This is a genomic window from Chitinophaga sp. (genome assembly GCF_039596135.1).
Lineage (GTDB): Bacteria > Bacteroidota > Bacteroidia > Chitinophagales > Chitinophagaceae > Chitinophaga.
The window spans coordinates 18,763-33,091 of the sequence record NZ_JBCNKH010000033.1 but is presented as its reverse complement, the minus strand read 5'-3'; the positions used below and the strand labels follow the sequence as shown (position 1 = coordinate 33,091).

Here is a 14,329-nt window from a genome sequence, read left to right as displayed (position 1 = left end):
GTAATTATTTATTGGATTTGATCTTTGATGCGGCTTTCTCTTCAGCCTCCGTTTTTGCCAGTTTATCTTTTGCTTCCGCTTTCAGCTCAGCGATAGAGCTGTTTTCGGCAATACTCTGGTAAGTAGCCTTGGCATTGAAATAGTCTTTCTGGCGGGCGTAGATATCACCCAGCAGGATGTAGGATTTTGCTACCCACATCTCGTAACCCGGTGTATTTTTAATCACATCAAAGCCTGCTTTTTCAGCAGCAGCCAGGTCGTTTTTAGCAAACAGGCAAACCGCAATATTATATCTTGCTTCAGCGCCGGTTTCTGATTTAGTCAGACCAGCAGCAATTTTCAGTTCTTTCATCGCTTCGTCGTACTGACCCTGTTCCTGCTGAGACCTACCCAGGTAGAAGTGACCAATGATCTGGTCGTCAGTACTGATATTGGAGCTGGACAGCAGTACTTCGCTGTAGTTACCTACTTCATCCCAGTGTTTCAGCTGGTAGTTGGTGCGGATCAGGCCTCTTGTAGCAGTGAAGGTGTTTTCCTTGCTGGTAGAGAGGTCTTGTAACTGCAGGTAATAAGTACGTGCTTTCTCATAATTTTTATTCTGGTAGTAGTTGATATTGGCAGCCTGCAGTGCAGCGCGTTCTGCATAGAGACTGGCATTTTTAGATAATACAAACTCATAACCGGGCAAAGCACCGGTATAGTCTTTATTATTATAAGCGCATTCTGATTTGTAGAACTGTGCAGGCAGTATGAACTGACCGTTGGGGAAACGTTGTATATAGCTATTGAAAGCCACCGTAGCGCCTGCGCAGTCGCCGGTGCTGAATTTCGCTTCAGCAGCAGCATATGACAGGGAATCTTCAGCATTGGTAGATACGGTACGGCCGGTAGATTTCAGCAATGCTATGTATGCATCGGTTTTACCCTCGCCTACATAGATGTCTTTGATACTTGCCAGTGCGGTATTTGCTTCAGGGGAGTTTGGATATTTCTCTACTACCTGGCGGTAATAGGAGAGGGCCTTGGTCTCGTCATCCCTGTTGAAGTAGCAGAGACCCAGTTTCACCAATGCTCTTGGTGCATTCGGGCCGTTTGGCTGTTTGTTCAGTGCACTTTCCAGGTAAGGAATCGCTTCTGAATATTTTTCATCTGCCAGGTAAGTATCAGCTATTTCCAGGTCAGCGTCGTTGCCAAAACCTGAAGTAGGATATTTATCACCCAGTTGCTTCAGCAGGGCCACTTTTTCATTCGCTTTGCCCTGGATACCGAGAATGATACTCTTCTGGTAAGTAGCGTAGTCAGAACCAGGCTGGTTGCCGGCAATGATGCGATCATACAGTGTCAGTGCCCTGGCATAATCTTTCAGCATGTAGTAACAGTCAGCAGCACGCAGGGCAGCATCGTTGGTGATACGGGCAGCGTTAGGGCCGGTAGTACGTTGTGCAGCTTCGAAGTGCTGAAGGGCACGGGTATAATCTTCTTTTTTCAGGAGTGCATAACCCATGTTGTAGCTGGCAGTCTGGGGGTTTGCTTCACCGCTGGAAGGTGCGCTGCCGGTCAGGTAAGCATTCAGGTGATTGATGGCACCGTCAGTATTGTTCTGACGCATGGCAATTTCTGCTTTCCAGAAGTGAGCCAGTTGAACGGTATTATTATCATAAGCGTTTTTGATGGCAATGTCCAGCAGTTTGTCTGCATCCTGCAGTTGCTGGTCGTTGATCAGTTCTACTGCACGGCCGTAAGCGATTTTCTGATATGCTTTCAACACAGTAGGATTCTTGTCAGGAATCTGGTCTACCACCGCCATTGCATCCTTATAGTTATTGGTGTTCAGGAAGGCGCTGACCAGTACTTCTCTTGCTTCGTTTCTGTAGGTAGAATTCGGATAAGTGCTGAGGAAGCTGGTGAGCTCAGAGATAGCTACGTCGCCATAACCCAGTTCGTAAGAGAGTTTGCCGTAGTTAAAGCGGGAAATCTCTTGCTGGCCGGGGTTAGCGCTGTTGCGTGCACAGAAGGCGAAGGCGTTGCGGGCGTTGGCTTTCTGACCTGTTTTCAGGTAGCAGTCACCCAGCAGGTACATAGAGTTCTGACCCAGGGAGTCTTTTTCGCTGCTCAGTTGTTTGAAACCATTGATGGCTTTTGCGTAGTTACCTGTCTGGTAGTAGCTGTAAGACAGCTGGTAAATATCTTCTTTACGTACTTCTTCAGCATTGTCCTGGTATTCCTGCAGGTAAGGCAGTGCTTTTGCATAGTTGCCTTTTTCGAAGTAGGTCTGACCCAGTAATTGTTTCAGTTCAGCTTCGTAGTACTGACCGCCTTGTTGTACGAGTGGTTCAGCATAAGCGATCACCTGGTCGGGTTTACGCTGGAAGTAATAAATTTCGGCAATATAATAAGGTACGACAGTGCTGTATTTAGGTTCTTTTACCACACGCTGGAAGCTGGTGAGTGCTTCTGCGTACTGGTGATTGTAGTAGGCAATGAAGCCATAGTAGTAGTTGGCCGGAATGTAGTATTTACCTGGCAGCTCTTTTATCGACTGGAATAATGGTTGTGCCTTTTTGAAGTCTTTTACATTGAAGTAGCAGTAGGCCAGTTCAAACTTTGCTTCTGCTATTTCGTTGTTGGAGAGGTTCTCGATGTTTGCTTTTTCGTAGAGGGGAATGGCTTCTTTCAGTTTGTTCTGGTGGAAGTAGTATTTAGCCAGCTGGTAGCTGACCAGTTGTTCCCTTGCATTGTTATTGTAGGTAGCAATGAAATCCAGGGCTGTTTTTTCAGCGTTGGCGTTGCCTAGTTTGAGGGCGCAGACGGTATAATAATATTGTGCGTCTGTTTTCACCAGGCTACGGCTGGTTTCCTGGAAATAGCCGATGTTATCAAGTGTTTGCTTGAACAATTGCAGGGCGACAGCGTATTTTTCCTGCTGGAAAAGTTGCTGGGCGTCCTTGAAAACTTTATCCGGCTCCGTGTAGATGCGGGTTTGCTGGGCGCTGGCGACGGAGGTAGCCAGGATACAGCAGGTAGCCAGATAGAGAAACAAATGTCCGGGAACAAGAAACTTTTTTATGAATTGCATGCTTTTAACCTGTTATAAACTTTAATATGCGTTTTAAACGAATCCTTTACAGTTATTATTTTCTGTTCAGGATCAATAAATAATGCTTTCAGGGAGACCAAAACAGGGACAAATATAGTTATTGCTTTTAATTAATAAACTGCGTGAACTTTGCAGATAATAACATGGAAATGGGTTTGCAAAGATTCAACGTCTGCTATTCCCCTTTACTGCCAAAGGAGTTACAAATCCTACATTTTCACCCCACCATTAAACATCTTCAGCCGAAGGCAGATGCAAATACAACTTTTTCAATTCCTTCCCTCAATTCACATCTACTGCCAAAGGAGATAGAAATTCCCCCTTTTCTCCCCAACCATTAAACATCTTCAGCCGAAGGCAGATGCAAATACAACTTTTTCAATTCCTTCCTCCAATTCACATCTACTGCCAAAGGAGATAGAAATTCCCCTTTTTCTCCCCCTCTATTAAACATCTTCTGCCGAAGGCAGATGCAACTTCTCCAAATTGATACACCTTCAAAAAATCAAAGATTTATATTTGTGCAAAGATCAAACCATTTTTGACATATGAGCAAACTGTTTTCCTCTAAAGCATCCAACGGTGCTGTCAATTTCTCTCTTTTATTGCTGCGCGTAGGCTTTGGAGCCATGCTACTCTGGAACCACGGCCTCTCCAAATTAAAAGGTTTTTCGGCCATGAAAGATACATTTCCTGACCCACTACATATCACTCATCCTATTTCCCTTGGGTTAGCAGTATTTGCAGAAGTATTCTGTGCAGGACTGGTTGTATTAGGTCTCGCCACCCGCTTAGCCGCTGTTCCTGTGATAGTTACGATGGGTATAGCATTGTTCATGATTCATGGTCATCAATCCCTGAAGGAACAGGAACCCGCTATCCTGTACCTGGTTCCCTTCCTGGTAATATTGTTCGCTGGCCCTGGAAAGTTGAGTCTGGACAATGCAATTGGCAAATAAGCATTGTAAATGAGAAAGTTAAAGCAAAGATATGTTCATTGAAACGACACAAATCAGGGTACGATATGGAGAGACAGACCAGATGGGGTACCTTTATTACGGAAATTATGCTTTATATTATGAAGTAGGGCGTGCAGAAGCTATCCGTAAACTGGGCTTTACATATGCCCAGCTGGAAAAAGAAGGCGTAATCATGCCAGTGGCAGAGCTGAATGTAAAGTACATACGGCCGGCATACTATGATGACCTGATAACCGTAAAGACTATACTGAAAGAGATGCCGGTCGATCACAAGATCCGGTTCCATTCAGAATTGTACAACGAAAAGGGCGAGTTGCTGAACGTAGGTGTCACCACCCTCGTATTTTTACATGCAGACACCAAACTGAAATATGGCCTGCCCCCGTTAATGCGGGCGGCTTTAGCGCCTTTTTTTGAATAGCCTGTAATTATATATTAATACTATGGAAGGGCAAAAGGTAGTAGCCAGTATCATCACTATTGGCGATGAATTACTGATCGGACAGACAATAGATACGAATTCTGCCTGGATGGCGCAGCAGCTCAACGCTATGGGCATATGGGTGCACCGCCGGGTGGCCATTGGCGATGTGAAGGAAGCCATCGTAAAGGCATTGGACGACGAGAGTGCACTGTCGCCCATTGTATTAATCACGGGAGGCCTGGGGCCCACCGCAGATGATATTACCAAACCTACGCTGGCAGAGTATTTTGGCGGCACACTGGTAAGGGATGAGCAAACTTTTAAACAGGTGATGGAGTTCTTCGAAAGCCGTGGTCTGCCTGCATTGCAACGCAATATGGACCAGGCGCTGGTGCCGGATGTATGTACCGTGTTGCATAATAAGCGGGGAACCGCACCAGGTATGTGGTTTGAAAAGGATGGAAAAGTGTTCGTATCCATGCCGGGTGTTCCATTTGAGATGAAAGGCCTGATGGAAGATCATGTGTTGCCACGCCTAAAGCAACATTTCCAGACACCGGTGGTCGTGCATCAGACACTGATCATAGCCGGCATGGGGGAATCTTTTGTAGCAGAGCGCTTAGTGGATTTTGAAGCACAACTGCCGGCGAATATCAAACTGGCATACCTGCCTTCGTTTGGCACCATAAAATTGCGCCTCACGGCTCATGGGCAGGATAGATTATCAACAGCGGCGTCATTGTCAATGCAGTTTCACCAGCTGAAAGACATCCTGGCCGACATTGTAGTGGCCGACCAGGATATACCGATGGCAGAGGTAATTGGGCAGCTGCTCCAGGCAAAAGGGAAAACCGTAGGTACGGCAGAGAGCTGTACTGGTGGTTTTATTGCACATAGCATTACCCTGGTACCGGGTAGTTCTGCCTGGTACAAAGGCAGTTTGGTTAGCTATGCTAATGAAATAAAAACCCGGATACTGGGGGTAAAACCTGAAACACTGGCGGCAAATGGTGCTGTAAGTGAAGCAGTGGTAAAGGAAATGGTACGCGGGGCGCTGGCACACTTACAAACAGACTATGTCATTGCCGTATCCGGCATTATGGGGCCTGATGGCGGTACGCCAGAAAAGCCTGTGGGTACGGTATGGGTAGGTGTAGGCAGTGCACAGGAGACGGTGGCTGTGAAATTTCAGTTAAGATATGACCGCTACATGAATATACAGATGACAGCAGCATATGCAATGAATGAGCTGCGGAAGATTATTCAGTAATGTGGAGATGGCAGTCACCTACGTGATGAATGAGCTGCGGAAGATTATTCAGTAACATGGTTGGTAGCAGCTTATGCAATGAATAGGCTGTATAGAACTATCCAATAACCTGGTATAGATGGCAGTCTTCTTCATAATGAATGAGCTGCGTAAAATCATTCAGTAAAATGATGTTCATCAGAATAGGGCCAAGCTGCTTCCCCATTCCTGATTATTAGTATTTAATTCATACTTTTGTTTTCTATCAAATAGTTAAACGCAATCTTATGGCCATTGTAGAACTGGTAATGCCCAAGATGGGAGAAAGTATTATGGAAGCCACCATATTACGCTGGCATAAAAAACCGGGAGATCAGGTAAAAGCTGATGAAACAATCCTGGAAATTGCCACTGATAAGGTAGACAGCGAAGTACCTTCTATCGCCGATGGCGAAATTACCGAGATACTCTACGCAGAAAATGATGTAGTTCCGGTAGGTGCTATAATAGCACGTATCAACACGAATGTGGAAGCCGCAGCCACTGCGCCTGCGACCGCTCCTGAAGCGCCTGTACAGCAACAGGCAGAAGTGGAGGTGGTAACGCCACAGGAGGAAATACATGAGCCTCAGTTTACAACAGCTGCCGGCCCTCGTTTTTATTCTCCGCTGGTGCTGACCATCGCACAGCAGGAGGGTATTGGTTTTGCCGAACTGGAGAAAATTCCGGGTACAGGCAGTGAGGGTCGTGTGACTAAGAAAGATATACTCAACTATGTAGAATCCAAGGCAAAAGGTGTTGTGCCTACTGCTACGCCAATGCCGGTAGTGGCTGCAGCAGCGCCAGCCCAGGAACAACCGAAGGCGCAGCCTCAACCGCAGCCACAGGTACCCCAGGTACAGGTGCAGGTACAGCCACAAACGCAGGCTACGGCCAATGGTCAGTCTGTATCTTACACTGGTGCTGCTGAGATCATTGAAATGGATCGTATGCGTAAGCTGATCGCTGAACACATGGTGAAAAGCGTGCAGACCAGCCCGCATGTGACCAGTTTTGCAGAAGCAGATGTAACGAATATCGTAAAGTGGAGAGAGCAGGAAAAGAAGAATTTTGAAAAGAGAGAAGGAGAGAAGATCACCTTCACACCGCTTTTCATAGAAGCATTGGTAAAATGCATTAAACGCTTCCCATTATTGAATAGCTCCCTGGAAGGTGATAAGATCATCATCAAGAAAGATATCAATGTGGGTATGGCGGCAGCACTGCCTACCGGCAACCTGATTGTACCGGTGATCCGCAATGCAGATATGCTGAACCTGGTAGGGCTGACCAGGCAGGTAAACCAGCTGGCAAACGCTGCACGTAATAATAAATTAAGACCGGACGATACCCAGAATGGTACCATTACCCTTACGAATGTGGGTAATTTTGGTAGCCTGGCGGGTACGCCTATTATTAACCAGCCGCAGGTAGCAATACTGGCAGTGGGTACGATAAAGAAGCGTCCGGTGGTGATAGAGACGGAGCATGGTGATACCATTGCGATCCGTCATATGATGTATCTGTCAATGTCTTATGATCATAGGATTATTGACGGGGCGCTGGGTTCTACCTTCTTAAGTGCGGTAGTACACGAGTTAGAGAACTTTGATATGCACAGAGAATATTAATTGGCTTTGCCTCGGCTTCAATTGCCCGCCGCAGGCGAACCTTTTTTAGCAAAGAGCGCTTCTACCCTGGGTGGGAGCGCTTTTTTGTTTGAGTTTTTTAAAAAAGAAAAAAAGCCCCCAATTGGAATTGGGAGCCTTTAATTTCTTGACCGAAATAAGCTTTGGGCCAACAGAATAATTAGTAACGGCCACGGCCACCGCCGCCACCATATCCGCCACCACCGCGGTTTCCACCAAATCCACCACCTCTTGAATTATTATTCGGTTGTTTAGGTCTTGCTTCGTTTACCATCAGTTGTTTGCCTTCGATTTCAGTACCGTTCAAACTATCCATAGCCTTGCTACCTTCTTCCTGGTTTGGCATTTCCACAAAACCAAAACCGCGTGAACGGCCAGTCTCATGGTCCTTGATAATTTTTGCAGAAGTTACCTCGCCAAATTCGCTGAATATCTGGTGAAGGTCCGCATCGTTCAACCTGTAGTGCAGGTTGGCTACGTAAATGTTCATGACTAAAAAATTAAAAAAATGAAAAATAATACTGAAGTTAAAGAAATAAGTTCAATAAATACAACAGGCCCCAAAATTATTTCCTGACAGGCGTTTTTAGGGGTCATTTTGACCCTGAAATCCCCACGGATAGCACCAAAATGGGGGATGGAATATGCTTTTTTTTTTGTAAATTAAGAGTGATAATCCATTAAATTTTGTTTAATATGAAGAGTCTGAGCGAAACTTGGTTTGCAGACGGTTATATTGATTTTGAGTCGAAAAAGTACTCTTTACTGGCTTATCTTCAACAAATCAACCGTTATTTTAATGAAAACAAGCTGTATCCGCAGCTGGGGGACCTCATCTTTCACTACAACAACCTGGTATCTTTCAGGGACAACAAGCAGTACCTGCAACAGCAATTTCCCAAGAGACTAACTGCCGTGAATATTGAACGGCTACAGTTATTGTATGAACAAATTATCGCGGATGATGAGCTGATGAAGGAACTGGAGAATATTATTCAGTTCGCTATGTTCAGGATGAACAATGCCATTAAAGATGGCACAGAAATCTATGAGTTTGTGGAAGACAGTCTCCGGATCTCCCCCGTGGGCCTGATTCCTCTGGATTCCCAGGAAGGGTATTTTTTTCTCTGTGATGGCCGCCAGCAGGAGACCTTGGTATATGAGTACCGGTTAAGCATTTTTGAGCGGCATGACGAGAAGTATAGGGGGATTCATACCGAGTACCTTGAATCTTTTGCAAAAGACCTTGTGCACTCCTGCGAACACATAAAAACGACTTTAATTAAGAAGCGGAAGAAACTCCCGAATCCTGCGGTGTACCGCGTGGATACCAAACTGGCCTTCCCGGTGAATGAGACGTTATTGCCTATTGCAAAGCGAAGTTTGGTGAAATATATAGCCAATCATGCCGCTTAATCCTGCGATTTCGGGAGGATCTGCCCCTGGCAGATCCTCCCGAAATCGCCCGGGCGAAAAAAACGCTTTTGCCGGAGGCAAAAGCGTTTTTTTCGCTAATTGAGAGCAGGGCCCTTCACCCCATCAAACTCCACTACCAGCTCATGATCCTTCAACCACGGCTTATAATACTCTCTTAATATCTTCACCACCTTATCCTTACTCTGATTCCTATACAACATATTCCCCTCCAACTGGCCCCTCGATTCTGTATACAACTTCTTCTGCACATCCGTATACGTCTCATCATCCGAAAACAACAACCACCCTTTCCTATTCGCCGTCTCCATCTTATCCACCCGCAACTCATAACTCAACAATTTCGGCTCCGGCAATCTCACCACAATTTTCTTATCCGAAAACTCTACTTTAAAATTCGTCGAATCCACATCAATGCCATACTTCGCTACATATGGTATTGTTACCCAAATTGTATTCTCCACAAAAGCCTTCTTCATATTACTCATCCAACTCCCATCATTCTCCACATTACTCCTCTTGATAGTCGCATTCCCCTGTACTTCCAAACTCGCCAACTCAGCAATCTCCTTCACAATCAAACTATTCGACAAAATCTCCTGGTTCACATTCTTACTCCCGTACTGTTTTCCCAGCCAAAAGAGCAGTAATGCAAAACCTACTAATATCAAAAACTGTAAAAACTTTTTCATATAGGCAATCATCAATTATCTGGTTAATGCAGCAATGATCCCTGCATGCGCAGGATATGCTTTCTGTAGTTCAGCACGATCCCCCAACTCAAAATCTGCAAAATCAAATCCCGGTGCCACCGTACATCCCACCAAAGTATACCCATTTGTCACCTCTACCCTCGATGCAAACCAACTACCCGCCGAAATTACCAGCTGTGGTCTTTCTCCCAAATGCACCTGCTTCCCCAGCTGATGCACCACTAACTCACCTCCTGGCTTAATTTCATAAATCGTGAGCGCATACCCGTCATAGAAATGCCACATCTCATCTGCCGCAATCCTATGAAAAGCAGAGAAATCACCATACTCGAGTAAAAAATAAATCCCTGTCGATGCATTGCGCTCCCCCTTAAAAGTAGCTGGCAATACAGACGTTGGCAGTTTTAAAGCCGCCCGGTACGTTTCCCGGAAAGATCCTCCTTCCACATGAGATTCCAATTGCAAATGTTTACGCCAGTACTCGGCGTTATGGTTCTGGTTGAGCGTCATAGAGATTAGTATGAGCTACAAAGAAAGCAAAAAAGGTGCCTCGAACAAGACACCTTTTTCATTGTATAGTAAAAATTATCTGCGCATAAGTAGTTTACGCCACCGCCATCGTCTGTGATACAGGCATCCTGGCTATCGTAGACTCAGCACCCTTAAAAAACTGAAAATCCTGGTTAAACAGATCCTGGTTATAAGACTCACTCTTCGTAATAAATGACTGCCACTGCTCTACATTCATCTGCTGCATATGACGCATCGCATCTCTGAAACGCAGCATTCGCGCATACAGCTGTGGCGTAATACCAATCACCTCCATAAACTTCCTTTCCAACGTAGGACGCGAAATCTTAAACTTACGCACCAGCCGCTCCACATTCACATGTCCCTGATGACGCAGCATATAATCTGCCACTTCATCCATCTGCTTCAGCGAATGTTCCTGTGTCGCTACCATATCAATGAATACCTTGTCCAGCACCGCATCCAGCTGCATAAAGTCAGTCGTTTGCTGAATAGCTTCTACCAAATGCTGCCACTGCCCATTATCCTGCTTCAGCAAATCACGGTAGTAATTGTTGAAAGCAGACATGTTCAGCCCGGCCAGTTTATAACAACCATATGCATTCAGCTGTACAACCGTCATCTTTACCGGACCTTGTACCTTGATGGTATGATGACATGTAAAATGTCCTACCACAGCGGCTTTAGGCAATGTAAAAGCAGCATGTTGCGCTGGCTGAAAAGTGACTTCACCTTCCTGTAAGAAAACCATGTACAGGTCACCCAAAGAAAACAGGTTCTGAGGAAGATGGAGCAGGCCATCATTGGCATTCTGTAAATGATAGTAGTGCTTTACATAAGGGGCAAGCGATGCTGCCGGAGAATAGATACGGAAGTTCATAGGATCAGCATTAGGTGGTTAGTTTCGGTTGCTTCACAGTCCAATCAGGGTCTCATTTTCTGTTACAAACATAGATATTAGAAAGTATATAAAAAAAATTAATTTGAGTAGGTTGAGGCACAATACTTTATAACGGAAAAATCGGCCCAAATGCACTGAGGGCCGCAATTTGCAGCCCTCAGTGTAACTGATTTATATCCCTGAAATCAGGTAGTTTTAGTACAGATCCTCACAATCAGGCAATCCTTTCAAAACCATCTACTGCTGCTCTTCATCCCATCCCCAGTTTCTCCCCTTATCCAACGCCGGCACCCCTTTCGAAATCCACTCAGGCGCAGGCGCCCCTTTCAGAAAATGATCAAAAAACTGTTGCTCCCTGCGGGAAATATCCTTCCTGTTCTGCCGCTGCACCAGGTTGTGTGCCTCATTGTTGTAATTCAGCATCCACACTGGTTTCCCCAACCTGCGCATCCCTGTAAACAGCTCAATACCCTGGTACCAGGGTACAGCACCGTCTGCATCATTCGCCATAATCGCCAGCGGAGTCCTCACATTTGGTAGGTGGAACAGCGGAGAGTTCTCTATATACAATTCAGGTTTCTCCCACAGCGTAGCACCTATACGACTTTGTGAACGCTCATACTGAAACTGCCTGTTCATGCCACTTTCCCACCTGATACCACCATAGGCACTCGTCATATTAGCTACCGGCGCACCAGCCCAGGCTGCACTGAACAGCTTTGTAGCAGTGATGAGATAAGCCACCTGGTAACCACCCCAGCTCTGACCCTGAATTCCCATACGTGTACTATCTGCCCACGAATGAGTCGCCAATGCACGTGCACCACTTACCACATAGTCATAAGCACTCCTGCCCGGATGTCCTTTTTCATAATGAATATCAGGTACAAGTACCAGGTAACCCCTGCTCACAAAGAAAGAGATGTTCAGGCGTGAAGGTGTAGGTGCTGGTGGAATATACCAATACAATTGCTCGGACAATTTCTCGTAAAAGTACATCAACACCGGGTAAGACTTCGTACTGTCAAAGTCTTCCGGTTTATACAAAATACCTTCTGCAGGCTGGCCATTGTAAGCCGTCCACTTAAAGAGTGAAGCTGTACCCCAGTTGTATGCCGCCTGCTGTGGATTGAGATGACTCAGTTGTACGGCATGTGGAATGTCAGCACCACCATATACATCAGGAGATTGCTGATAGTTTTCCTTCGCATACAAATAGTAATTCGCAGCTTCTGCTTTTACCAGTTTGGTATAGTTGTATGGCCCCATTACCACCAGTTTCAGGTTACTCTTTGTGCTTTCAGTAGTATAGTAGCCGTTTTCTTTTGTAATATCGTTGAATGTCTGCAATACCAGCTGCTGCCCTGCTTTCAAAAAGCGTTCGTCTTTGGATAATTTCACATAGCGAAACACAAGGTGTTGTTGTCTGCCAGCGCCGCCCGTGATCATGATTGGCGCCTGTTTTCCTGCCGGGTCTACTTTCCAGATATCATAACGATCATAGATATACACGGCGGCATCCTTTTCCAGCCATGCAGCAATACCATAGTTACCCGGTGTTTCCGGCTGATCATCTTCTTCATCATATACCTGTACAGGAATATTGGCTGTGATATTCCGGGTAGTACCGGTGGCAGTTTCGTAAGTGAAATAATGCTTTTGATTCAGATCATACCAGATCACATATTTACCATCCGGAGAAATGTAGGAAGCACTGTCCAGGTCTTTTATAATCAGCTTACGCGAAGCATCTGTAATACGAAGCAGGTAAGACGTTTTCAACGTACCGCCTGTCCATTGTACCGCTATCCGCTGATCTTTGTCTGTATAAGCAATCGCATAGTCACTATTTCCCTCGTCCGCAACAGTCACATTATCCACATCTTTATCCGCGAGTTGCAATACTTTTTTATTGTTTGGAAAGTAAGCAGCGAGAAAATTCTTCTGCTGATCTTTTTCCAGGTTTTTCAGCTGCATTGGTTGCAGGTAATCATCGAGGTAATTCCAGATATCTACTTTCGCCACTTCAAAGTCTACGATGTTCGTATCCTTTGCTGCCGGAACAGGTGCAGAACCAAAGAATAATCTTTCCCCGTTTTTGCTGAACCATACTTTCCCATACTGGCTCACAGACCAACCTGCAGGAAATGCTTTGGTGTGCTTGTCTGCCACAATGCTGCCGGTATCCTGACCAGCAGGGTAGTAGTACAATTCATAGAACTGTTGCAGTGCTTTTGCACTATCCCGGGTAGTTACCCAGGCAGCCTGTTTACCTGCATCGTCAAAGGCGAGCTGTGTCCTGTTACCAAATCCTCTGCTCAGGGTATCTGCTTTTCTTGCAGCTACATCCCAGCGAAGTAAAGCATCGCGCGTAGTTGAATCTTTTTTATCAGCCACCAGTTCTACCAGCAGGTAGTTACCAGTTTTGCTGATCACATAGTCCTGTACGTTTTTGATGGTATCCTGTTGTTGTTTGTTGAGCGATACAATTACGAGGTTGCCACTGGTAGTATCTACCTGTGGTTTTTCCAGCAGGTAAGCGAGTACCCCGCTGCCTTTTTCAGGTGTTTTGAAACTGCGGATAGTACCTGTTTTGTATACAGTATCTGCACCGGGATATAAGATACCCAGCGAGTCTTTCGGCATTTCTGCCGGTTTTTTCTTTTTGATTTTCGCTTGTCTTACTGCAGCAAAAGTGGGTTTGATCGTGAAAACAACAAAACGGTTGTCTTCAGTGATCACCGGTGTGCTGCCGCGGGGCACCGAAATTTGCTGCTTTGATTTGGTATTATAAATCACCAGCGAAGCATCACCTTCCTGCGGTGTAATGGTATAAGCAACTAATTGCCCATTGTTGCTGATAACTTTTGTCCCAATGCTTTGCCAGCTGTCGTACACACTATGATCGAGTGGCTTTTTTGCCGGTTGTTGCGCATATGTGAGAAGAGAAAGGCCGGATAGAACGGCTGTAACCATCATTTTTTTCATAAGAATGGCAAATTACTATTTATCAGGGTTGTGGTTGGGATCAATTTGATGATCGGCTGTTAAGCAAAATAGTTTCTCCATCATTTTGCTAATATTATTTTCTCCTTATTGCTGCTTTATGCGTGAATCAACAAACATATTTGCATAAATGGCCTAAAAAATTGCGGGAATGTGCGGTTTTTTTATTTGTTTTATGTCCAGGGTAAGAGAACCCATTATGAAAGAATTTTTATCAACCAGCTTTAACTATTGAACTTTTTATTTTCATCTGAGCCGTAGTAATAGTCGATCGTAAACATAGCACTATGTAGCTACAGGATATTC

Annotated in this window: 11 protein-coding genes; 5 read left to right on the top strand and 6 right to left on the bottom strand. The window is 45.3% G+C overall.

The window, feature by feature from the left end:
* Positions 1 to 4: 4 nt before the first annotated feature.
* A complete protein-coding gene (locus ABDW16_RS18875) occupies positions 5 to 3,076 on the bottom strand; it encodes a tetratricopeptide repeat protein (protein ID WP_343671886.1) in 3,072 nt (1,023 codons plus the stop codon).
* A 569-nt stretch (positions 3,077 to 3,645) separates the two neighbouring features.
* On the opposite strand from ABDW16_RS18875, the gene ABDW16_RS18870 reads away from it, so the two are divergent.
* The 4 genes from ABDW16_RS18870 (at position 3,646) to ABDW16_RS18855 (ending at position 7,420) form a co-directional block, all read left to right on the top strand.
* Positions 3,646 to 4,056: a DoxX family protein gene (locus ABDW16_RS18870; RefSeq protein ID WP_343671884.1), complete on the top strand. Its 411-nt coding sequence runs from the start codon at positions 3,646 to 3,648 to the stop codon at positions 4,054 to 4,056.
* Between the two features lie 31 nt (positions 4,057 to 4,087).
* Positions 4,088 to 4,498, top strand: a complete 411-nt coding sequence (locus ABDW16_RS18865) for a thioesterase family protein (protein WP_343671883.1) — start codon at positions 4,088 to 4,090, stop codon at positions 4,496 to 4,498.
* Between the two features lie 22 nt (positions 4,499 to 4,520).
* Positions 4,521 to 5,771 (top strand): CinA family nicotinamide mononucleotide deamidase-related protein, encoded by a 1,251-nt coding sequence (locus ABDW16_RS18860; protein ID WP_343671882.1) that lies wholly within the window; start codon positions 4,521 to 4,523, stop codon positions 5,769 to 5,771.
* Between the two features lie 266 nt (positions 5,772 to 6,037).
* Entirely contained in the window at positions 6,038 to 7,420 is a 1,383-nt protein-coding gene (locus tag ABDW16_RS18855) for a dihydrolipoamide acetyltransferase family protein (protein ID WP_343671880.1), read from the top strand.
* Positions 7,421 to 7,598: 178 nt separating this feature from the next.
* Here the strand turns inward: ABDW16_RS18855 and ABDW16_RS18850 are convergent, their stop codons facing one another.
* A complete protein-coding gene (locus tag ABDW16_RS18850; RefSeq protein ID WP_072361796.1) occupies positions 7,599 to 7,928 on the bottom strand; it encodes an RNA-binding protein in 330 nt (109 codons plus the stop codon).
* A 206-nt stretch (positions 7,929 to 8,134) separates the two neighbouring features.
* Here ABDW16_RS18850 and ABDW16_RS18845 point away from each other — a divergent pair, with 206 nt between their 5' ends.
* Positions 8,135 to 8,854 carry a hypothetical protein gene (locus tag ABDW16_RS18845; protein ID WP_343671874.1) on the top strand — a complete coding sequence of 240 codons (720 nt, stop codon included), beginning with the start codon at positions 8,135 to 8,137 and terminating at the stop codon, positions 8,852 to 8,854.
* Between the two features lie 95 nt (positions 8,855 to 8,949).
* Here ABDW16_RS18845 and ABDW16_RS18840 read toward each other — a convergent pair whose 3' ends face one another.
* From ABDW16_RS18840 to ABDW16_RS18825, 4 genes are all read right to left on the bottom strand, one after another.
* Complete coding sequence (locus tag ABDW16_RS18840; protein WP_343671872.1) at positions 8,950 to 9,564, bottom strand: DUF4230 domain-containing protein; 615 nt, start codon at positions 9,562 to 9,564, stop codon at positions 8,950 to 8,952.
* A gap of 15 nt (positions 9,565 to 9,579) precedes the next feature.
* Positions 9,580 to 10,095, bottom strand: coding sequence for a cupin domain-containing protein (locus ABDW16_RS18835; RefSeq protein WP_343671870.1), 516 nt, complete (start codon positions 10,093 to 10,095; stop codon positions 9,580 to 9,582).
* 94 nt (positions 10,096 to 10,189) lie between these two features.
* Positions 10,190 to 10,996 (bottom strand): DUF6597 domain-containing transcriptional factor, encoded by an 807-nt coding sequence (locus ABDW16_RS18830; protein ID WP_343671869.1) that lies wholly within the window; start codon positions 10,994 to 10,996, stop codon positions 10,190 to 10,192.
* A 258-nt stretch (positions 10,997 to 11,254) separates the two neighbouring features.
* Positions 11,255 to 14,005, bottom strand: a complete 2,751-nt coding sequence (locus ABDW16_RS18825) for a prolyl oligopeptidase family serine peptidase (RefSeq protein WP_343671868.1) — start codon at positions 14,003 to 14,005, stop codon at positions 11,255 to 11,257.
* Positions 14,006 to 14,329: the final 324 nt, after the last annotated feature.

What these genes read in the sequence shown, in the direction of transcription:
- ABDW16_RS18825 (WP_343671868.1), bottom strand. Translation starts at nt 14,005, where the DNA reads ATGAAAAAAATGATGGTTACAGCCGTTCTATCCGGCCTTTCTCTTCTC.
- ABDW16_RS18840 (WP_343671872.1), bottom strand. Translation starts at nt 9,564, where the DNA reads ATGAAAAAGTTTTTACAGTTTTTGATATTAGTAGGTTTTGCATTACTG.
- ABDW16_RS18865 (WP_343671883.1), top strand. Translation starts at nt 4,088, where the DNA reads ATGTTCATTGAAACGACACAAATCAGGGTACGATATGGAGAGACAGAC.
- ABDW16_RS18850 (WP_072361796.1), bottom strand. Translation starts at nt 7,928, where the DNA reads ATGAACATTTACGTAGCCAACCTGCACTACAGGTTGAACGATGCGGAC.
- ABDW16_RS18875 (WP_343671886.1), bottom strand. Translation starts at nt 3,076, where the DNA reads ATGCAATTCATAAAAAAGTTTCTTGTTCCCGGACATTTGTTTCTCTAT.
- ABDW16_RS18870 (WP_343671884.1), top strand. Translation starts at nt 3,646, where the DNA reads ATGAGCAAACTGTTTTCCTCTAAAGCATCCAACGGTGCTGTCAATTTC.
- ABDW16_RS18835 (WP_343671870.1), bottom strand. Translation starts at nt 10,095, where the DNA reads ATGACGCTCAACCAGAACCATAACGCCGAGTACTGGCGTAAACATTTG.
- ABDW16_RS18860 (WP_343671882.1), top strand. Translation starts at nt 4,521, where the DNA reads ATGGAAGGGCAAAAGGTAGTAGCCAGTATCATCACTATTGGCGATGAA.
- ABDW16_RS18830 (WP_343671869.1), bottom strand. Translation starts at nt 10,996, where the DNA reads ATGAACTTCCGTATCTATTCTCCGGCAGCATCGCTTGCCCCTTATGTA.
- ABDW16_RS18855 (WP_343671880.1), top strand. Translation starts at nt 6,038, where the DNA reads ATGGCCATTGTAGAACTGGTAATGCCCAAGATGGGAGAAAGTATTATG.
- ABDW16_RS18845 (WP_343671874.1), top strand. Translation starts at nt 8,135, where the DNA reads ATGAAGAGTCTGAGCGAAACTTGGTTTGCAGACGGTTATATTGATTTT.